Genomic DNA, 20,654 nt, shown 5'->3' with positions numbered 1-20,654 from the left:
AAACCTGTGGGAGCGGGCAAGCCCGCGAAGCAGGCGACGCGGTATCAGATCAGGGTACCGGTGCCCGTTGGTGCCGACGGCGTGCTGCTGGCCGGGGCTGCAACAGGTGCCGGTGCGGCGGTCGCGGCCGGGGCGGCGCTGGCCGTTGGGGCTGCTGGCTTGGCGGCTGCCGGTTTGGCCGGGGCCTTTTTCACCGCAGGTTTCTTCGCCGCAGCAGGCTTGGCCGGTGCCGGTTTGGCGGCTGGCTTGGCCGCAGCAACCTTGGCTGCAGGCTTGGCAGCCGGTTTTGCCGCTGTGGTTTTAGCTGCCGGCTTGGCCGCTGCGGTTTTTGCCGCAGGTTTAGCTGCCGCTTTGGCCAGTGGCTTGGCCGCCGCCTTGCTCGCAGCCGGCTTGGCAGCAGCGGTGCGCGACGAAATCGGCGTAACCGAAGCACCGGTCAGCTTCTCGATCTGCTTGGTCAGGCTGTCCACCTGCTGGTGCAGGGCCTTGATCTCGTTGCGGCTCGGCACACCCAGGCGCGAGATGGCGCTGTTCAGGCGCTTGTCAAAAGCCTCTTCGAGTTCGCTCCATTTGCCCAATGCACGGTCCTTCACGCCAGACACGCGCGAAGTGGTGGAGGACTTGGCGGTTTCGGCCACATCTTCAGCGGTTTTCTTCGCCTGCTTCTCGGCCTTCTCGCCATCCTTCACCAGCGAGTCGAACAGCTTCGGGCCGTCCTGGTCGATCTTCGAATAGATACCCAGCCCCGCCAGCCAGATCTTGCGGGAGTATTTCTCGATCCCGCCGACCCAGGAGCTGCCTTCTTTTTCGGTGTTCTTCTTGCCAGCCATCCTGCTCTCCTTATGGTTTGTGCGCGACGCGCTCAAGCAGCTCGTGCAACTGTTCAAGCTTGATCGACAGCGCCTCAACGTCATGTTTAGACGGAATGCCCAGGCGATTCAAGGCGCGCCCTACCCGTGCGTCGAAAGCTTTTTCGATCTTGTCGAGTTGAATTTCTACCTTGCCGCGTACGCGACTGACTTCCTCAGCCGCTTCGTCGATCTGGTTGTTGGCAGCATCGAGCTCTTTGTCGATGCGTTTCTTGCCACGCTTCTCGACGCCTTCGCCGGCCTTGACCAGTTCCTGAAAGTAGTCGGAGCCTTCCTGGCCCACCCGCGCATAAGCGCCGATGCCAGCCAGCCAGATCTTGCGCGCGTAACCGCGCACCTCGCCCAGCGTGCCCGGGGCATCGTCCTTTTTCTTCACAGTCGCTTTGGCCATGCTCTGTACCTCATGCTCATGAGTGGAGGAGGAACCGCCCATGGAGGTTGGGCTTGAGCATAAGGTAGGGTTTGGAATTAGAATCTTCACCCTAAGATGGCCGCGCTGACTTATCTACCGCAGCGGCTTCAGGTTAACGCTTCAGCATTCGGCTCCCCTTTGACCGGAGCCTGATGCCATGCCCCAATCACTGCCCTCGCCATCTGTGTCCTTCAAGCATCTGGTAGCGACGCAGTTCGCCAGCCGCCCCGGCCTGCGCGAAGTCGTGGCCAGCGCTGGTTTCGACGCACTCGCAGCACGCTACCCCTGGACCCGCAAGAACCACCCGCAGCTGCAATCCCTGACCGGTTTCAGCATCCTGCATGATCTGGATGAAGGACCACTGACACCGCCAGGCAACCTGGTGGATACATTGCTCGAACATTTCCTCAGCGGCCAACCCATGGCGCTCAAGCCCACGGACCAACTCAGCCTGAACCCACCCGCCATCTTTCGTCCCCAGCATGTTGCGCCAGTCATCGATATCCGCATGGCCGACCTGAACACTGACTACGACGATGTGCTTGCAACCCTTTCCGAGACCTTTCAACAGGCGCAGGTCAGTTTCTGGAACAGCCGCGACGGTGATTCAGATGTAACCCGCCTGCGTTGGATGCAGGAGGTTCTCAAGGCCGCACTGCTCGGCACCCTTGAACGCCAGGGCCTGGACAGCGATCAGAAGGCCCTGGTGTACGCCATTCTCGCTCAAGCCGGCACAGAGGCAAACGTGCAGGGGTTGCAGGTTTCACTCGCCAGCCCAGGCTGCACGGTTCACGAGGTAATACCGGACCTGCTCATCACTGGCAATCAAAATGCGCGCGATCTGGTCTTGTGGTGCAAGCCCTCTGGCACCGTGCGCGGCTTCAACGGGATCACTGCGTTCGCCACCGCCCTGCGCGACGAGCTTTAAGAGCATCATACGTTCGACACGATGTCCTGGGCCTGCACGGCATTGACCGAAGACCCGTTCAGCTATCAGGCTCGGCAATTGCTCAACGGCCTGCTGCAAAAAATTGACCGGGTGCAGCTTGGCGCCATCGAACACGTTGCAGATCTGGAAGCGCTCTTCAACACGCTGAGCGACCCCTCATCGATATTCCCGGCGTGCTTCCACCTCGTGCAATCGACACCCGCGATCCCGCTGCCTGACTGGCTCGAGAGCGCCACCGTGACTGACCGTTTCCAGTACCACACGGCACTGCTGAAGCTGTCGGCAGGGCAAATGCTGGCGCAAGGTGAAACCTCCCTGGACGGGATCGAAACCCTGCAGCAATACACGGTTCGTCGCCTGCGTGAGCAAATGCGCGATGACCACCCGAACCAGCAACCGTGCAACCCAGACCAGGTGCTGATCACAATTTCACAAGTTGTACAGGTGTCCTCCGTGGGGCCCGCAAAGCTTGAGTATCTGAAAACCATCAGCCTGACCGAGCTGGCCATCTCACGCCTGCAATTGGGTAGCGACCAGGTGGCCTCGGCTATTCAATTGGCCGGGCAACAGCCGACAAGTCGCTGGATGGACCTTGACTATGTCAACGCACTGATCGTTGCCGTGGATGTCGGTGGCCAGTATCCGCAGTTTGTCCACGACCAGTTGCAGACGAGCACTGACACCGACAAGCGGCGCCAGCGCTTTGCCGAAGAATGGCGCAATGCCTTACTGCTGAGCGCATTACACGCCAAGATCGCGGGGCAGCTGAGCGAACGCAACTGGCAGGTCGTCGCAGATTTTTGCCACCGTGACGCCCACTCGAGCACATCGCTGAAGATGGGGCCACTGTCGTTCAGCAGCGTGCCGGGTGGTCCAAAGGCAAACCGGGTGCATGCCATGTTCGTCATCGAGGTATCCGCCACCGGGGCCTGGATACTCTACCGGCCCATGTACGCAACGCAGGCCATCAGACAGTTCAGCAGCCGCACTCAATTGATGAACACCATCCGGACCGAACAAGCCCTGCAGCAGGACATCCTCACCTGGCTGGATGACGACGCCCGCCCTATTTATGCCAACCATGGTTTTACCCATCCGCATCTGCATGAGGGCCTCACTGAACTGGCGCATCTGGTGGGGCCAGGATCGGCAATGACCGCTGACGCGATTGAGCGCTTGAGGGCGCCTGTCACCTTGGCCTTCACTCCATGGTCGGGCAACCTGGACAATTCGATGTATCAAGCCAGGGCTGACATGCTCGTGTTGCTGGCCTCATGGCAGAGCATCTCCAACGCCCAGCAACGCTGGGCCCTGGTCAAGCAGTTCGCATGGCTGGCGTTCAATACGGCCACGCCATTGCTGCGAGGGCCTGCAGGTTTGCTGGCCTGGCTGGTCACAGCCTTGCTCAGTATCAAGGACGACCTGGTCGCATTGACCCAAGGCAGCAACGACGAAAAGTGGCTCGCCGGTGCCGACATCCTGCTGAACCTGGCCATGTTGCTAGCCCATGGGCCCGCTACCGCCAGCCCCGAGCCGGAACTGCCCGTTCAGCCCGGACCGCGCCGAGTTTCCAGCCGAACTGCACCACAGCCACCCGAGGAATCAGCCTGGGCCCCTGCAACCGAGCAACCCGGGCCTGCTGCGCTCAACGTCAGCCAATGGGGCCGCGACCAGCGGCTCGGCAACCTGCCGCGTGAAGCCCGTGCGGCACTCAACACCTTACGCGCCAAGGTCAACCTCAACGGGCAAAATGCAGTGGCCAACGGCCGAATGCGAGGCCTGTACAAGGTTGACGACCGCTACTATGTGAAACTGCAGGATGTTGCCTATGAGGTTGAAGAGACCTATAGCGGCATGCGCATCATCGGACCGGAAGTCAGCCAGAGTGAATGGTCACAGACGTGGGGCGCAGAACCTGACGGTTACTACATTGTCGGCCGCGAACGCAGCCGTGGGCCTTGGCTGACGCGCTGGAACGGCGAATGGATGCTCGACCTACACCTGCCGGGTGGGATGCCGAAAGCGACCAAGGTGCTGATTGATGAGAAGAAACAAGCTTTCACGAAAATGCTGGAAAGCCGCGCGGCAAATGACAAAAAACTCACCAGCATGGAAACGTTCCTCAATGGCTATCTGGAACGGGTAAAACCGTATGACGAGGCACACCTGGCATTCCAGCAATCCCTGGATGCCAACCCCGGCGTAGACCTTGGCGACCTGCCAGAGGAACTGCAGGTACAACGACAGGCACTACAGGCCCTGCGCAACGAGGCGCGTGCGAACTTTGATGTGTTGGCCCTTACCTACGAAAAACAGGCCGCCCTGATAAGGGATCAAGCGCAGCTCTTCGCCAGCATGAGTGACCCGAAATATGCCAGGTTCGACCCAAAGGCAACAGCCTCCTATGCCCGTGGGCAGTGGTGGGAGCAGTTGCTCACCGCCGACGTGCAGCAGTTCCGCCGCCTGCTCGAAATGAATGACTATGGGGCACTCAAAGACCAATCGCGCCGGCTCGTACAGCTGCCTTTTGGCCACGAGCAGGCCCAGCTGTACCTGGATTACAGCAAGAACGTCGAGGCAGCACTGGCAACACATAGACGCCTCTTCAACGTCAGCCAACGCCTCGACCAAAACCTCAGCGAAGCGCTGACAGATGGGCAGATCCAGTTCTCTGGCAAGCGCAAGAAACTTGATGCCATTATCAACAACCGGCGCTATTCGACGCTGATTATCCGAGCCCAGATCCTCAGCGACCTGTATCAGCTGGTCGTGAACAGAGACCGGCTGACCGCTGAGAGCTTTGAAAGCACCCTGCTGTCACAGAAAACGCTGCGCAGCAAACATCTGCATGAAGCGCTGCTGAGCCATGACAGCCTGGCTGCAGCCGGCCTAAAGCCCGATGAGCAGAAAGAGCCGCTGGAAAGCGCGTTGAGCGAATACAAACTGTCACTGGGCAATGCCGAGTATCTGCTTTCGCGCAACTTGCCGGCAGTGGACAGCGGCAAGCTCAATGAATACATCGCTGAACTGCATGCACTGATAGACCTGACCGAGAATGACCTGGGCTTGATCTCTGCTAGCGCCGACACGCAGGATGCAGTGCCCGAACAGCCTGTGACACATAGGGTACGCCCCGTCAGACGCAAGGTGATCCGCACCAACCGGGGCAGATCCCTGGTTGTCGAGCAGGCTGATGAAAACAGCGAAGCCGTGCAGATCGACCCGCTGACCGAACAGACCGTTGCGCGCTATCAGCAACAAGCCGATCACTGGGAGGCCGTGGCGCAAGTTGCGCCGGTAACGGACTACGCTCGCCTTCGCCGCACCGGTAACGACCTGCTGGCCCAGAAAACCGCCAGGGTCGCTTACGCTGCCCGCCATCTGGAAGGTCCCAACAGCCTGGCGGACCAACTCGACTTCTATATTCAGGACATGGCGGACATCGCTGCTACTTTGCGTGCCGGCCCGGATCAAGAGCATTCACTGGCCGCCAGGCTGGAACAGGCAATAACCGAGGTACAAGCAGAAAAAAAGCGCCTGTTGACCACGGCTTACCTGGACACCCAGCACCCGGACAGCAAAGCGTTGCGTTTCCTGATAGAAGCCGGCGAAGTCGAGGTCAGGCTGACCAGAAGCCGCAAGAGGCTCAAGGCCAACGATTTTCTGGATGTGTATGACATTCATCGGCTGCAGCCCAGAGCCAAGCTCTGGGAAGCGCATTTCCATTACACCAGCGCCACTGCCAATGCCCGGCGGTTTGCCAAAGGGCATTTGAAGTTCCCGGACGCCATGAGCCGCGACGAGCGGTTACAACGGGTTCTGGCGCCCTCGGAGCGCTATCAGATCTATCGGGGTGACCTGCGCCTGGAGCAGATCGAGGACCTTGTCCCGTTCCCCGACAACTGAGCTCAGCGGGCGTCAGGCCAGTGCCTTGTCCAGCGCCCGCTCTATTTCACCTTTGATGGTGCCGCTCATCATCGACAGCATCATGCCCAGCTTCAGCTCCACACGGATGCTGTCCTCGCCAATGTGCACGCTACCGTTGGCGCCGCTGCGCGCCACATCGACCCGGTCACCGTTCCAAGTGGCCTTGAGGTCGTATTCGCGGCTGAGCTTGTCGACCAGGGCTTCGGCCTTGGCGCGGGCGGCATCGCGGCCGAGGGAGTGTTTGCGTTCGACGCTGATCTGGGTCATGCGGGTGTTCCTGAAGATGTAGACATAATCGGCATTATGCCCGCCCCTGCCCACTGGCACACCCCGCCAAGACAAATCCGCCCGTTCGCCCTAGAATGGCGGTAATTTTTTCCGGTGAAGCGATATGAACGACCAGCGCAAAGGCGAACACGCCGAACCCACCACCCATTTCGGCTACCAGGACGTCCCTGAAAGCCAGAAGGCTAAGAAAGTCGCCGAAGTGTTCCATTCGGTGGCCGCCAAGTACGACCTGATGAACGACGTGCTGTCCGGCGGCATGCACCGCCTGTGGAAGCGCTTTACCATCGAGCTGTCGGGCGTGCGCAGCGGCAACCGCGTGCTGGATATCGCCGGTGGTACCGGCGACCTGGCCGCCAAGTTCTCGCGCCTTGTAGGCCCGACCGGCCAGGTGGTGCTGGCCGACATCAACGATTCGATGCTCAAGGTCGGCCGTGACCGCCTGCTCGACCGTGGCGTGGCCGGCAACATTGAGTTCGTCCAGGCCGACGCTGAAAAGCTGCCGTTCCCGGACAACCACTTCGATTGCGTGACCATCGCCTTCGGCCTGCGCAATGTCACCCACAAGGACGAAGCCATCCGTTCGATGCTGCGCGTGCTCAAGCCCGGCGGCCGCCTGTTGATCCTGGAGTTCTCCAAACCGACCAACAAGCTGATGTCCAAGGCCTACGACGCTTACTCGTTCGCCTTCATGCCGCTGGCCGGCAAGCTGATCACCAACGACTCGGAAAGCTACCGTTACCTGGCCGAATCGATCCGCATGCATCCGGACCAGGAAACCCTGAAGAGCATGATGGTCGAGGCCGGTTTCGACCGCGTCACCTACCACAACATGACCAGCGGCATCGTTGCCGTACACCGGGGGATCAAGCCCTGATGCTGCTGGCCGGGCTGCTCGCCAGCGTCGAACATGGCCTGAACCGCATCCTGCGCATGGACAGCACGGCCCTGCCGCGCCTGGCCGCGCTGGAAGGCAAGGTCATCGAAATCGACTGCCGCCAACCGGCCCTGCAGGTGTTCATCCTGCCCGATGAAGAGGGCCTGATGCTCGCCGCCCATTGGCAGGGCGAGGTCGACTGCAGCCTGCGCGCCCCGGCTGGCAGCCTGGCGCAACTGGCCCTGGCCAAAGACAAGACCACCGTGCTGCACAGCCCGCAGGTGGAGCTGCATGGCGACAGCGCCGTACTGCTAGACCTGTTCGGCGTGCTGCAAGACCTTGAGCTGGACTGGGAGCACGAGCTGCAACGCTGGCTTGGCCCGGTCGCCACGGCCATGCTGGCCGGCCATATCCGCCTGCGTGCACGCTGGACCCGCCAGGGCCTGGCGCGCTTCAGCCAGAACCTGTCCGAGTACCTGGCCGAAGAGTCCCGCACCCTGGTGGGCAAACGCGAAGCCGAAGCCGCCTTCAGCGAACTCGATGCCCTGAAGCTCGACACAGAACGCCTCGAGGCGCGCCTCAAGCGCCTCTCCCGATCCCTTGATACCAGCGAAAACGCATGAAGCTGCTCGCCGTCCGCCGTCTTTTTCGCATCCAGCGTGTGGTGATCCGCTACCGTCTCGATGACCTGCTGTTCGACCTGCCGCTGCCCTGGTGGCTGATGAGCCTGCGCCTGCTGATGCCGTGGCGCTGGCTGCCACGCAAGCCGTCCGAGCTGAGCCGTGGCGCGCGCCTGCGCCTGGCACTGCAGGACCTGGGGCCGATCTTCATCAAGTTCGGCCAGTTGCTGTCCACCCGACGCGACCTGCTGCCCAACGACATCGCCGATGAGCTGATGCTGTTGCAGGACCGTGTGCCGCCGTTCGACCCCAAGCAGGCCGTGGCCTTGATCGAGGCACAGCTGGGCGCCCCGGTGGCGCAGCTGTTCAGCCGCTTCGACGTGGAGCCACTGGCCTCGGCCTCGGTGGCCCAGGTACATGCCGCACGTCTCAAGACCGGCGAAGAAGTGGTGGTCAAGGTCGTGCGCCCGGGCCTGAAGCCGGTCATCGCCCAGGACCTGGCCTGGCTGTTCCTGATCGCCAAGGCCGCCGAACGCGCCTCTGCCGATGCCCGCCGCCTGCACCCGGTGGAAATCGTTGGCGACTACGAAAAAACCATTTACGACGAGCTCGACCTGCTGCGCGAAGCGGCCAACGCCAGCCAGCTGCGGCGCAACTTCGAAGGCTCCGATCTGATGTACGTGCCCCAGGTGTACTGGGACCTGTGCCGCCCCAAGGTGCTGGTGATGGAGCGCATCTACGGCGTGCCGGTGACCGACATGGCCACCCTGGCCGACCAGCGCACCGACATGAAGCTGCTGGCCGAGCGTGGGGTGGAAGTGTTCTTCACCCAGGTGTTCCGCGACAGCTTCTTCCATGCCGACATGCATCCCGGCAACATCTTCGTCAGCACGGTCAAGCCGTGGAGCCCGCAGTACATCGCTATCGACTGCGGCATTGTCGGCAGCCTCACCGCCGAGGACCAGGACTACCTGGCGCGCAACCTGATTGCCTTCTTCAAACGTGACTATCGCCGTGTCGCCCAGCTGCACATCGACTCGGGCTGGGTACCGGCCCACACCAAGGTCAACGAGTTCGAAGCGGCGATCCGCACCGTGTGCGAGCCGATCTTCGAAAAACCGTTAAAGGATATTTCCTTCGGTCAGGTGCTGATGCGCCTGTTCCAGACCGCGCGGCGCTTCAACATGGAAGTGCAGCCGCAGTTGGTGCTGCTGCAAAAGACCCTGCTCAACATCGAAGGCCTGGGCCGTCAGCTGTACCCCGACCTGGACCTGTGGAGCACCGCCAAGCCGTATCTGGAACGCTGGATGCGCGACCGCTACAGCCCCAAGGCGATGTTCGGCAACATCCACAGCCAGGTCGAGCAACTGCCACACCTGGCCGACATGGCCCGCGACCTGCTAGAACGCCTGTCACAGCCGCACCTGCACGACCCGCAACTGCCGGAACGGCGCCGCCAGGGCGACCGCTGGGCACTGCGCCTGCTGGGCGCTGGCCTGCTCGGTGGTGGTGCGGTACTGGCCGCTGGCGCCGCCGAAGCTGCCAGCCTGGCCGCCCCGGCTGCGTGGCCGGCCTGGCTGATGCTGGCCGCAGGCCTTTACCTGATCGTACGCCAATAGCCAGCCGCGCCCGTGGCTGGCACACTAGCGCAAAGGGCCCGGTACAGGAGCGGGCCCGTTTTGGAGTCGACGATGAAAGACTGGCTGGACGAGATCAAGTGGAACAGCGATGGCCTAGTACCGGCAATCGCCCAGGACCACAAGACCGGACGCGTGCTGATGATGGCCTGGATGAACCGCGAATCGCTGGCACTTACCGCCGCCGAGCAACGCGCCATCTACTGGTCGCGTTCGCGTGGCAAGCTGTGGCGCAAGGGTGAGGAATCCGGGCATGTGCAAAAGCTGCATGAGCTGCGCCTGGACTGCGACGCCGACGTGATCATCCTGATGGTCGAGCAACTGGGTCATATCGCCTGCCATACCGGCCGTGAAAGCTGCTTCTACCGTGTGTACGAAGACGGCCAGTGGAAAATCGTCGACCCGGTCCTGAAGGACCCGGATGCCATCTACAGCGCAGGACACTGACATGAGCGACACCCTCAACCGCCTGGCCGAAGTGCTTGAAGAACGCAAGCAAGCGGCGCCTGACAGCTCCTACGTGGCCAGCCTGTACCACAAGGGCCTGAACAAGATCCTCGAAAAGCTCGGCGAAGAGTCGGTCGAGACCATCATTGCAGCCAAAGATGCTGCCGTGAGCAAGGATTACAGCGATGTCATCTACGAAACCGCCGACCTGTGGTTTCATAGCCTGGTGATGCTCAGCGCGCTGGGACAGCATCCTCAAGCCGTGCTCGATGAGCTGGAGCGCCGTTTCGGGCTGTCCGGGCACGATGAAAAGGCCGCGCGACAGCCTTCGGCTTGAGCACAACGCATTCTAGGAGAGCACCATGGGTATTTTTGACTGGAAACACTGGATCGTCCTGCTGGTCGTCGTGGTCCTGGTGTTCGGCACCAAAAAGCTGAAAAACTTCGGCAGCGACCTGGGCGAGTCGATCAAGGGCTTCCGCAAAGCCATGAACGACGAAGAGAACAAGCCGGCCGAGCAAACCCCGCCGCCTGCCCAACCGGTGCCACCAGTGCAGGCGCCTCACCAGCAGAGCACCGCGCAGCCGCAGCAAGGCCACACCATCGAAGGCCAGGCCCAGCCGGTCCAAGAGCCACAGCGGAAAGACTGACCCATGTTCGGCATCAGTTTCAGCGAGCTGCTGCTCGTCGGCCTGGTCGCTCTGCTGGTGCTCGGCCCCGAGCGCCTGCCGGGTGCCGCGCGCACGGCAGGCCTCTGGATCGGCCGGCTCAAGCGCAGCTTCAACAGCATCAAGATGGAAGTGGAGCGCGAAATCGGCGCCGACGACATCCGCCGCCAGCTGCACAACGAGCACATCCTGCAGATGGAAGAGGAAGCCAAGCGCATCCTCAACCCGCTGACGCCACCTGCACAGCCGCCGGTGACCACGGCCAGCGTGCAGCCACCTGCCGGGCTGGAAGCCAGGCCGGTCGAGCCGCCTGCCGCCCCGGCCACGCCTTCTGAACCGCCTCAACCGCCGCGAGCCCCATGAGCGAGATCCCGGAACACGACCAGCCGATGCCGCTGGTTTCGCACCTGACCGAACTGCGCACCCGCCTGCTGCGGTGCGTTGCCGTCATTTTCCTGATCTTTGCCGGGCTGTTCTCCTTCGCCCAGCAGATCTACACACTGGTCTCGGCGCCGCTGCGCGAGCACTTGCCGGCCAATGCGACGATGATCGCCACCGATGTGGCCTCGCCGTTCCTCACGCCGTTCAAGCTGACCATGATCGTGTCGCTGTTCCTGGCGATTCCGTTCATCCTGCAGCAGATCTGGGGCTTTATCGCACCCGGGCTGTACCGCCATGAAAAGCGCATCGCCATTCCGTTGCTAGTGTCGAGCATCTTTCTGTTCTACGCCGGCATGGCGTTCGCCTATTTCCTGGTGTTCCCGCTGATCTTCGGCTTCTTCGCCAGCGCCACGCCGGAAGGTGTGTCGATGATGACCGACATCGCCAGCTACCTCGACTTCGTGATGACGCTGTTCTTCGCCTTTGGCGTGGCCTTCGAAATCCCGGTAGCGGTGGTGCTGCTGGTGTGGATCGGCGTGGTCGACGTGAAGTACCTGAAGAAGATCCGCCCCTACGTGATCATCGGCTGCTTCGTGGTCGGCATGGTGCTCACCCCGCCGGATATCTTCTCCCAGACCCTGCTGGCCGTGCCCATGTGGCTGCTGTTCGAGGTGGGTGTGCTGTGCGGCAGCATGATCCGCAAACGCAGCGCCCATGACGAAACTGCCGACGACCATAACGACCAGCCGCCTGCGACCCAACCGTGAACCTGTTGCTTCTTGAAGAGGCCGACTTCGTTTCGGCCGACCGCGTCGTTCTCGCTGACCGGCGCTTCACCCACATGCAGGACATCCACCGCGTGGCGGTGGGCGACAACCTGCGCGTGGGCCGTATCAACGGCCTGATGGGCAAGGCCACGGTGCTGCGCCTGGAAAAGCACGAAGCCGAGCTGGAAGTTGCGTTTGACCAGCCCCCGCCGGCCAAGCTGCCGCTGACCCTGGTGCTGGCGGTGCCGCGGCCGAAAATGCTACGTCGGCTGTTCCAGACCGTGGCCACCCTGGGCGTGCCACGCCTGATCCTGGTGAACAGCTACAAGGTCGAGAAAAGCTTCTGGCAAACGCCCTTCCTGCAGCCAGAAAGCATTCGCGAAAACCTGATCCTTGGCCTGGAGCAGGCGCGCGACACCGTGCTACCCGAAGTCATCATCGAAAAGCGCTTCAAGCCCTTCGTCGAAGACCGCCTGCCCGCCATCGCGGCTGGCACCCTGGGCCTGGTCGGCCACCCTGGCCCCTACCCCGCCTGCCCCCGTGCCGTGGAGCAAGCCGTTACCCTGGCCATCGGCCCCGAAGGCGGCTGGATCCCCTACGAGGTCGACCTGCTGGGCAAGGCCGGGCTGGCGCCGGTGCAGCTGGGTGAGCGCATCTTGCGGGTCGAGACTGCGGTAACAGCGCTGCTTTCGCGTATTTTCTGACGCAAACGCCGTTTTTTAGCCCATCAAGTTTCCCTCTCCCAGGCCGATGCCTTGGCAATACAGCAACTATTTGTACTGCCAAGTCGCCAGGGAGTCGTACATGTATCAATGGTTAGCCCAATCGCTGGGCAATGTGAGCGTCAATCGCAAACTAGGGCTGGGCTTCGGCCTGGTGCTGCTGTTGACCCTGGCTATTACCCTGACCGGCTGGCACGGCATGGACAGCATCATCGACCGTGGCGACAAGCTGGGGAACATCTCGGTCATCCAGCAGTACACCCAGGAACTGCGCATTGCTCGCCAGCACTACGAGCGCCGGCGTGACGATGCCTCAGTGGCCGAGCTTGAAAAGGCCTTGGCCAACCTCGACCGCCAGGTACAGCTGATGCTCGGGCTGATCGAGCACCCCGCCGATCGCCAACGCCTGGAGCAGCAGCGCGAAGCCGTGCGCACCTACCAGCAGGCATTCAACGAGCTGAAGCAGGCCGGCCAGCGCCGCGAAGCCAGCCGTGACGTGCTCGGCGACAGCGCCGACAAGGCAGCGGAACTGATCGGCCGCGTGCAGCGAGGGCTGCAGCAAGGTGGCGATATCAACCAGTACCAGCATGCGGTGGATGTGAGCGCCCTGCTGCAGCAGGCACGTTTTCAGGTGCGCGGCTACACCTACAGCGGCAACGCCGACTTCCAGCAAACGGCGTTGAAGGCCATCGACCAGGCACTGGTCGAGCTGCGTGCGCTGCCGTCCAAGGTGCCTGCCGAACATGCCGCCAGCCTGGACGATGCCGCCACAGCCATGGCTGGCTACCGTGATGCGGTCATCCAGTTCGGCAATGCCCAGACCGCCAGCGAGCAAGCCCTGCAACGCATGGCCGAACAAGGCACGGTACTGCTGCAGACCAGCCAGGCGATGACCACGTCTCAAACCGAGGTGCGCGACGCCGCTGCAGCCCAGGCCAAAACCCTGCTCGCGCTTGCCACCGTGCTGGCCCTCGCCTTCGGCCTGGTGGCCGCCTGGGCCATTACCCGGCAGATCATCATCCCGCTGCGCCAGACCCTGCGCGCCGCCGAACGTGTGGCCAATGGCGACCTGACCCAGAGCCTGCCCGTACAGCGCCGCGACGAACTGGGCCAGTTGCAGGCCAGCATGCAGCGCATGACCCAAGGCCTGCGCGAGTTGATCGGCGGCATTGGCGACGGCGTAACGCAGATCGCCAGCGCCGCCGAACAGCTCTCTGCCGTCACCGAGCAAACCAGCGCCGGGGTCAACAACCAGAAGGTCGAGACGGATCAAGTGGCGACCGCCATGAACCAGATGACCGCCACTGTGCATGAAGTGGCGCGCAACGCCGAGCAGGCCTCGGAAGCCGCCCTGATGGCCGACCAGCAAGCCCGCGAAGGTGACCGGGTGGTGGGCGAGGCCGTGGCGCAGATCGAGCGCCTGGCGGGCGAAGTGGTCAACTCCAGCGAAGCGATGAACCAGCTCAAGGCCGAGAGTGACAAGATCGGCAGTGTGCTCGACGTAATCAAGTCGGTGGCCCAGCAAACCAACCTGTTGGCCCTGAACGCGGCAATCGAAGCCGCCCGTGCCGGCGAGGCCGGGCGTGGCTTTGCCGTGGTGGCCGACGAAGTGCGCAGCCTGGCCCAGCGCACACAGCAGTCGACCGAAGAGATCGAAGAACTGATTGCCGGCCTGCAAAGTGGCACCCAACGGGTGGCCACTGTGATGGACAACAGCCGCCAGCTGACCGACAGCAGCGTCGAGCTGACCCGCCGCGCCGGCAGTTCGCTGGAAACCATCACCCGTACCGTGTCGTCGATCCAGGCGATGAACCAGCAGATTGCCACGGCTGCAGAAGAACAGACGGCCGTGGCCGAAGAGATCAACCGCAGCGTGATGAATGTGCGGGACATTTCCGACCAGACCTCAGCAGCCAGTGAAGAGACGGCCAGCTCCAGCGTGGAGCTGGCGCGGCTGGGCACCCACCTGCAGGGGTTGGTGGGGCGGTTCAGGCTCTAAACCGAGGACCGGAAGAGCCTTCCTACATACCGCGGCGAAATTTCCTACCTGATTATCAGGTCAAGTCCTACAGCTCCGCAGCCGATTGGCAGAGGTGTATGCCGGCAATACGCCTGCATGCCCTCCCCCAATCGCACGGAGACTTCCCATGCTCGGCTACCTCAACCGCAAGCTCGGCAACCTCAATGTCGCCGCCAAGCTGGCCCTCGGCTTCGCCGTGGTCCTGCTGCTCACCCTGGCCACCACCATCAGCGGCTGGCGTGCACTTGATGGCGCCATCAACCGCTCGCAACAGCTCAGTGAAATTGGCCAGATCAACGATCTGGTCAAAGACCTGCGTGCCGAGCGCATCAACTACCGCGTACTCAGCGACGACACCAGCAAGGCACGTATCCAGCAGGCCATCGAGCAACTGGAGCGCATGCTGAGCACGTTGCAGCAACGCAGCAACGTTGACGAATCCCGTCAGTTGCTCACACAAAAACTGCAATTGCTGCAACAGCTGCGCGAAGACTTCACCGAGCTGCAAAGCACCGTCGCCAGCCGCACGACACTGCGCCAGGCCATGCAAGCGCAAGCGCTCAAACTGGACGATGTCATCGACGACTTGCAGACCCAGGCCTTGCTGACGATGTCTGAGAGTCAACAAGGCAGCGCGCTGGGCCTGATGGAAAGCCTCAGTCACTATGTCGAAGGCGCCAACCAGCAAAGCCTTGTACCGGCCTACACCTTCTCGCCCGTCGAGGCGTTCGCCAAGGTCGGCGACGATGCACTGGACGCCGCCGACAAGAGCCTTGAGCAACTGCTAAAGGCCTTGGCCCCGCTGAGCTTGCCACGATCACTGACCGAGCAGCCCGGCGTCGAGTTGGCCAAGTACCGGGCCAGCCTGGATCAGTACCGCCGCGCAGCGGTGCGCGCCGAGCAGCTGCAGGGCAACATGGAAAAAATGAGCGACGAGCTGGGCGTGGCGAGTGTCGAACTGGCCGGGCGCAAAGTTGAACAACGGGACAGCGAAGCCCTGGCTGCCCGCTCGCTGCTGACCAGCGTGGCATTGCTGGCCATGGTGCTTGGGGTGATAGCCGCCTGGCTGATTACCCTGCAGATCACCCAGCCACTACGTCAGACACTGGCCGTGGCCGCGCGCATCGCCAAGGGTGACCTGAGCCAGGTTGACACCGTGCAACGCCGCGACGAAATGGGCCAGCTGCAAACCAGCATGCGCGAAATGACCTTGAGCCTGCGCGAGCTGATCGGGGGCATCGACCAAGGTGTCGGCCAGCTGTCACAGGCCGCCACACAGCTGGCGACCAGCAGCGAGGACACCAAGCTGCGCATCAACCAGCAGCGTGAGGAAACCGACCAGGTAGCCACTGCCATGAACCAGATGAGTGCCACCGTGCAGGAAGTGGCACAGAACGCCGAGCAGGCCTCGCTCGCCGCGACCAACGCCGACCAGCAGGCGCAACTGGGCGACCAGGTGGTAGCCGAAGCCATCGGCCGTATTGAGCAACTGGCCATGCAAATGGACCATTGCCTGACGGCCATGCAGCACCTGGCGGGCGAAAGCCAGCGGATTGGCAGCATCCTCGATGTGATCAAGTCGGTGTCCGAACAGACCAACCTGCTGGCCCTGAACGCGGCGATCGAAGCGGCACGGGCCGGTGAAGCCGGGCGTGGCTTTGCCGTGGTGGCCGACGAGGTACGCGGCCTGGCCCAACGCACCTCGACAGCGACCGAAGAGATTGGCCAACTGATCGACAGCCTGCACAACGGCACCGACGAAGTGACCCGCTTGCTGGACAGCAGCAAGAACCTGACCGAGCAGAGCGTGGAACTGAGCCGCCGCGCCGGGGATGCACTGAGCCAGATCACCGACACGGTGTCGAGCATTCAGGGCATGAACCAGCAGATCGCCACGGCCAGCGAGGAACAGAGCGTGGTGGCCGAGCAGATCAACCGAAGCGTCATCAGTGTGCGGGATGCATCAGATCAGACCAGTGCCGCCAGTGAGCAGACGGCGGCTTCGAGTGGGGAGTTGGAACAGTTGGGGCAGCAGTTGCGGGGGATGGTGGGGCGGTTCAGCATTTGAGATGGACGGGGCTGCTTTGCAGCCCCTCGACCCTCACGTCAGCCTAGCATTTTTGCCAGTTGCGGGGGCTACCTTGCGGCCAGCATCCTTGGGGTCAAGTTCCAATAGGAAGTTATCTCATGGGTAATCGTCAGCTACGCTTTTATGAGCATGATCGGCTCGCAGTTATTGGTGTGCCTGGTAGCTTAGTACGAATGCTTAACGCGGCCAGCACTCCGGTGTGCCAGCTAGGGAGCTCACCTTCTGCCGAACCCCATCTCATTGCTATCGACAGAGCAAACTCCGTGCTGGCTTCACGCAATAGTTCAGCCATCAACAGCGTGACGTATTGTGCTTATGGAAATACCCCCATTGGATCGTTACCGATAGAACTAGGCTTCAATGGTGAGCACCCTGAAGCTTTCGGCGTGTACTTGTTAGGCCGCGGCGAGCGTGGGTACAGCCCCCATCTTAGGCGATTTATCTCAGCCGATCGTGCCAGCATATTCGTGGCCGGCAACCTTAATGCATACGTTTACACTGCGGGTGACCCGATTAACTATAATGATCCTTCAGGAAATTTCCGTGGACTTATAGCTCGCTACAAGGATTGGAAAGCTGGAAAAGCGCTAGTCAAGGCTTCAGAAAACTTGAAATATCACATAGACAGCACTGAAAACTTAGAATTCAACATCAGCAACGAAAAACGAAAAGATGTTCAAAGAGCCAGGGAAATTGAAACGGTTAATACCAATATTAATACAACACGCGATGAAATGTTAATACTCATGGACTCCATGAGCAAAATGGACGGCACAGTCACCTACGAGCACAGCAAACACGGCTTAAAGGCAAATTATTTGTACGCAGGCTACGCCGATAATACGTCCAAATTAAGAAAGCTGGAGTCCACTCTTGAAGAGCTGACGGTCACGCGTTTAAAACTAGAGCAAACAACGTCTCAAGTTTCGAATGCAAAGTGGAAGCTTGAACAGAATAAAATAGCAATCCAGGCAGCCCGCAACCGCCTAGACTATTTAACAAATAAATATCCTCATGTAGCTTCAAAAGCAATTAGAAAAATCACTTAAGCCACAGAGTGCACAATTATTCATTTAGCCGCTGCATTGCAAACAACGAGTAAGCAAGATAGCCAACCCGCAGGAAGCGAGTTTCGGGGTTGGCTACACTCTACCGCTCACTAAGTTTCACAACACCTGGCGCAGGAACGCCTGCGCACGCGGGTCTTTCGGCGCAGCAAAGAAGGCGGCCGGGGCCGAGTCTTCCAGCAGCTTGCCATGGTCGAAGAACAGCACCCGGTCCGCCACTTCGCGGGCGAAGCCCATTTCGTGGGTGACGCAGACCATGGTCATGCCTTCTTGGGCCAGGGTCTTCATTACGTCCAGCACTTCGCCGACCATTTCCGGGTCGAGCGCCGAGGTGGGCTCGTCGAACAGCATCACTTTCGGGTCCATCGCCAAGGCGCGGGCAATCGCTACCCGCTGCTGCTGGCCACCGGACAGGCGCGACGGGAATTCGTTGGCCTTCTGCGCAATACCCACTTTTTCCAGCAGCGCACGGGCCTTGGCTTCACGCTCGGCCTTGCTGCGCTTGCGCACCACCTTCTGCGCCAGGCACAGGTTTTCCAACACGGTCATGTGCGGGAACAGGTTGAAGTGCTGGAACACCATGCCCACTTCGCGACGGTAGGCGTTGATGTCGGTCTTGGGGTCGGCCAGTTGCAGGCCGTCGATGGCCACATGGCCTTCGTCGAAATGCTCCAGGCCATTCAGGCAGCGCAGGAAGGTCGACTTGCCCGAGCCCGATGGGCCGAGCACCACCACCACTTCGCCCTTGGCGACCTGGGTGGTGACGTTATCCACAGCCCGTACCACCTGGCCACGGGTGTCGAAGACTTTCAGCAGGTCACGGACTTCAATCACTTTGCGCAAGCCTCCGCTCGAGCCGGCTGGCAATGTGCGACAGCGGCAGGTTGATCAGCAGGTACAGGCCTGCCACGCAGAACCAGATCTCAAACGTCGAGAACGAGGTGGTGATGGCCTCACGTCCGCTCTTGGTCAGTTCGGTAATGGCAATTACCGACACCAGCGAGGTGTCTTTGACCAGGCTGATGAACTGGCCGGCCAGCGGCGGCAGCACGCGTTTGAACGCCTGCGGCAAGATGACATGACGCATCGACTGGCCGGCGTTCAGGCCCAGCGAGCGGGCCGCTTCGTTCTGGCCCTTGGCAATGGACTGCACACCGGCACGGACGATTTCGGCCACATAGGCGCCAGTGAACAGCGCCAGCGCTGCCACCCCGGCAAACTCGCGGGAGAGGTTGAGCACGGTGCCGATGAAGAAGTAGAAGATGAAGATCTGTACCAACAGCGGCGTGCCGCGCACCAGTTCGACATAAACGGTCGACAGGTCGCGCAGGGTCGGGTTGTTCGACAACCGGCACAGGCCGGCGAACAGGCCGATCACCAGCCCCAGTGCCCCGGACACCACCGAAATCCACAAGGTGGTCCACAGGCCCCAGGCCAGCGGGCCCGCTGCCCAATGGCGGGTTACGCCTATCGCGTCGCCTTCGGCAACATCGTCGCCACGGCTCAGTTGCAGGCTGTCCTTGGCGACATCGAGTACTTGTTCCGCGCCGCTTTCATCCTTCAGCGTGACGCGCGCGTTATCGCCAGAGACGACGATGTCCTGCACGGTACCGTAATTGGCTGCGCGCTGCGTTTCCTCGGCCTTGTAGGCGAAGTACTGCGGTACGCGGTTCCAGCGCCACTCGTAGGAAATCATCGAGGTGGCCATGTACAGGCTGAACGCCAGGCCCACCAGAACCAGGGCCGTCAGCCCATGCCAGGGCCACTGGGCTTTCTTGTGTTTGATCACGTGGGGTACTTCCGTAAATGCGAACGCGCAGGGTTTGCCTGCGCGTCGGGGTCATAAAGCCGGGCTTGTGGCCTGGGCCTTATTCCATTTCCTTCAGCCAGTCCTTGTTCTTGAACCACTTGTCGTGAATACGATCGTAGGTCCCGTCATGCTTGATCTGGTGCAGGAAGTTGTTGATGAAGTTGATGCTGTCGTAGTCGCCTTTCTTCAGGCCGAAGGCCAGCGGCTCGTAGGTGAAGGGTTCTTCGAGGAACAGCAGCTTGCCAGCGCCGGCTTTTTCTACGGCCACCACGTTATACGGCGCATCATAGACAAAGGCGTCAGCCTTGCCGTTGACGACGTCCATCACCGCTTCCTGCTCGTTGTCGTAGCCGTGGTACTTGGCTTTGCCGATCAGCTTCTTGGAAACCATCTCGCCGGTGGTGCCGAGCTTGGAGGTAAGGCGGTACTTCTCGTTGTTCAGGTCCTTGTACGACTTGATCTCGCCAGCCAGTTCCTTGCGGATCAGCAGGGTCTGACCAACCACGATGAAGGGTTCGCTGAAGTTCAGACGCAGGTTGCGTTCCTGGGTCAGGGTCATGCCGCTGCCGATCATGTCGAACTTGTCGGTCAGCAGGGCCGGGATGATGCCGTCGTAGGCGGTGGATACGGCCTCGAACTTGACGCCCATGGACTTGGCCATGGCTTTGAGGATATCGACTTCGAAGCCGATGATTTCGCCACGCTTGTTGGTCATCTGGAACGGCATGTAGGTCGGGTCCATGCCCACCCGCAGGGTGCCGCGCTTGACTGCATCATCGATGGCGCCGGCCTGGGCCGCTGTCACGGCGACCAGGGCGGTAACACCGACCAGCAGTCGCGAAAGGTATTTCTTGATCATCACCAAGTCCCCTAGCAAGAAAAGTAGCGAATCTTATTGTATTGGCACGGCCGTACTGGCCGAGGCGTCGTATCGGAATGGGATGCTAACGCATGGCGGCTCGGGGACCTAGAGCCGGGGGGGACTTTGTTGGCCAAAATCGGATTGTGGCCGAAGAATCGAGCGCCGCTTGCGCGGCGCATCGCGAGCTACGCTCGCTCCTACGGGTGTTCATCGTAGAAGCGAGCGTAGCTCGCGATTGCAATCGA

General features: G+C 61.3%; 20 protein-coding genes and 1 pseudogene. 15 read left to right on the top strand and 6 right to left on the bottom strand.

The features are described 5' to 3' along the window. Positions 1-44: 44 nt before the first annotated feature. A complete protein-coding gene (locus D8767_RS02745; protein WP_016712426.1) occupies positions 45-830 on the bottom strand; it encodes a phasin family protein in 786 nt (261 codons plus the stop codon). A gap of 10 nt (positions 831-840) precedes the next feature. Beyond that, entirely contained in the window at positions 841-1,260 is a 420-nt protein-coding gene (locus D8767_RS02740) for a phasin family protein (protein ID WP_016712427.1), read from the bottom strand. Positions 1,261-1,438: 178 nt separating this feature from the next. Between D8767_RS02740 and D8767_RS29070 the strand changes: the two genes are divergently transcribed. Further along, positions 1,439-2,209: a hypothetical protein gene (locus D8767_RS29070; RefSeq protein ID WP_016712428.1), complete on the top strand. Its 771-nt coding sequence runs from the start codon at positions 1,439-1,441 to the stop codon at positions 2,207-2,209. A 21-nt stretch (positions 2,210-2,230) separates the two neighbouring features. Beyond that, positions 2,231-6,136, top strand: coding sequence for a DUF6543 domain-containing protein (locus D8767_RS02735; RefSeq protein ID WP_016712429.1), 3,906 nt, complete (start codon positions 2,231-2,233; stop codon positions 6,134-6,136). Positions 6,137-6,148: 12 nt separating this feature from the next. On the opposite strand, the gene D8767_RS02730 is transcribed toward D8767_RS02735, so the two are convergent. Then, on the bottom strand, positions 6,149-6,424 hold the full coding sequence (locus D8767_RS02730; protein WP_016712430.1) for a polyhydroxyalkanoic acid system family protein: 276 nt from the start codon (positions 6,422-6,424) through the stop codon (positions 6,149-6,151). Positions 6,425-6,548: 124 nt separating this feature from the next. On the opposite strand from D8767_RS02730, the gene ubiE reads away from it, so the two are divergent. The 13 genes and pseudogenes from ubiE (at position 6,549) to D8767_RS02670 (ending at position 17,719) form a co-directional block, all read left to right on the top strand. Continuing rightward, complete coding sequence (gene ubiE, locus D8767_RS02725) at positions 6,549-7,319, top strand: bifunctional demethylmenaquinone methyltransferase/2-methoxy-6-polyprenyl-1,4-benzoquinol methylase UbiE (protein ID WP_016712431.1); 771 nt, start codon at positions 6,549-6,551, stop codon at positions 7,317-7,319. Continuing rightward, entirely contained in the window at positions 7,319-7,942 is a 624-nt protein-coding gene (locus D8767_RS02720; protein ID WP_016712432.1) for an SCP2 domain-containing protein, read from the top strand. The genes ubiE and D8767_RS02720 overlap by 1 nt, the downstream gene beginning before the upstream one ends. Then, positions 7,939-9,558 (top strand): ubiquinone biosynthesis regulatory protein kinase UbiB, encoded by a 1,620-nt coding sequence (ubiB, locus tag D8767_RS02715; RefSeq protein WP_016712433.1) that lies wholly within the window; start codon positions 7,939-7,941, stop codon positions 9,556-9,558. Before D8767_RS02720 ends, ubiB begins: the two co-directional genes overlap by 4 nt. A gap of 72 nt (positions 9,559-9,630) precedes the next feature. After that, positions 9,631-10,023 carry a phosphoribosyl-AMP cyclohydrolase gene (gene hisI, locus D8767_RS02710; RefSeq protein ID WP_003249284.1) on the top strand — a complete coding sequence of 131 codons (393 nt, stop codon included), beginning with the start codon at positions 9,631-9,633 and terminating at the stop codon, positions 10,021-10,023. A gap of 1 nt (position 10,024) precedes the next feature. Next, on the top strand, positions 10,025-10,360 hold the full coding sequence (locus tag D8767_RS02705) for a phosphoribosyl-ATP diphosphatase (protein WP_013974545.1): 336 nt from the start codon (positions 10,025-10,027) through the stop codon (positions 10,358-10,360). 25 nt (positions 10,361-10,385) lie between these two features. After that, on the top strand, positions 10,386-10,673 hold the full coding sequence (locus tag D8767_RS02700) for a twin-arginine translocase TatA/TatE family subunit (RefSeq protein WP_016712434.1): 288 nt from the start codon (positions 10,386-10,388) through the stop codon (positions 10,671-10,673). A gap of 3 nt (positions 10,674-10,676) precedes the next feature. Further along, entirely contained in the window at positions 10,677-11,054 is a 378-nt protein-coding gene (gene tatB / locus D8767_RS02695; protein WP_016712435.1) for a Sec-independent protein translocase protein TatB, read from the top strand. After that, positions 11,051-11,839, top strand: a complete 789-nt coding sequence (gene tatC, locus D8767_RS02690) for a twin-arginine translocase subunit TatC (RefSeq protein ID WP_016712436.1) — start codon at positions 11,051-11,053, stop codon at positions 11,837-11,839. The genes tatB and tatC overlap by 4 nt, the downstream gene beginning before the upstream one ends. Then, positions 11,836-12,543 (top strand): 16S rRNA (uracil(1498)-N(3))-methyltransferase, encoded by a 708-nt coding sequence (locus D8767_RS02685; RefSeq protein ID WP_016712437.1) that lies wholly within the window; start codon positions 11,836-11,838, stop codon positions 12,541-12,543. The genes tatC and D8767_RS02685 overlap by 4 nt, the downstream gene beginning before the upstream one ends. A 46-nt stretch (positions 12,544-12,589) precedes the next feature. Next, positions 12,590-13,705, top strand: a pseudogene (locus D8767_RS29520) (methyl-accepting chemotaxis protein); the annotation flags it as partial. Then, complete coding sequence (locus D8767_RS29515; RefSeq protein ID WP_371058789.1) at positions 13,688-14,560, top strand: methyl-accepting chemotaxis protein; 873 nt, start codon at positions 13,688-13,690, stop codon at positions 14,558-14,560. The pseudogene D8767_RS29520 and the gene D8767_RS29515, both read left to right, overlap by 18 nt. A 148-nt stretch (positions 14,561-14,708) precedes the next feature. Further along, on the top strand, positions 14,709-16,649 hold the full coding sequence (locus D8767_RS02675; protein ID WP_016712439.1) for a methyl-accepting chemotaxis protein: 1,941 nt from the start codon (positions 14,709-14,711) through the stop codon (positions 16,647-16,649). Between the two features lie 119 nt (positions 16,650-16,768). Further along, on the top strand, positions 16,769-17,719 hold the full coding sequence (locus tag D8767_RS02670; RefSeq protein WP_080578089.1) for an RHS repeat-associated core domain-containing protein: 951 nt from the start codon (positions 16,769-16,771) through the stop codon (positions 17,717-17,719). A 117-nt stretch (positions 17,720-17,836) separates the two neighbouring features. Here D8767_RS02670 and D8767_RS02665 read toward each other — a convergent pair whose 3' ends face one another. The 3 genes from D8767_RS02665 to D8767_RS02655 form a co-directional block, all read right to left on the bottom strand. Beyond that, on the bottom strand, positions 17,837-18,571 hold the full coding sequence (locus D8767_RS02665) for an amino acid ABC transporter ATP-binding protein (protein ID WP_029380244.1): 735 nt from the start codon (positions 18,569-18,571) through the stop codon (positions 17,837-17,839). Next, positions 18,564-19,526, bottom strand: a complete 963-nt coding sequence (locus tag D8767_RS02660; RefSeq protein WP_016712441.1) for an amino acid ABC transporter permease — start codon at positions 19,524-19,526, stop codon at positions 18,564-18,566. Before D8767_RS02660 ends, D8767_RS02665 begins: the two co-directional genes overlap by 8 nt. Positions 19,527-19,605: 79 nt before the next feature. Then, on the bottom strand, positions 19,606-20,403 hold the full coding sequence (locus D8767_RS02655) for a transporter substrate-binding domain-containing protein (protein WP_025752328.1): 798 nt from the start codon (positions 20,401-20,403) through the stop codon (positions 19,606-19,608). Positions 20,404-20,654: the final 251 nt, after the last annotated feature.

The sequence above is a fragment of the Pseudomonas sp. LTGT-11-2Z genome, from assembly GCF_003691445.1.
In the GTDB taxonomy this organism is placed as follows: Bacteria; Pseudomonadota; Gammaproteobacteria; order Pseudomonadales; family Pseudomonadaceae; genus Aquipseudomonas; species Aquipseudomonas monteilii.
This window is presented reverse-complemented; position numbering and strand designations above follow the sequence as displayed.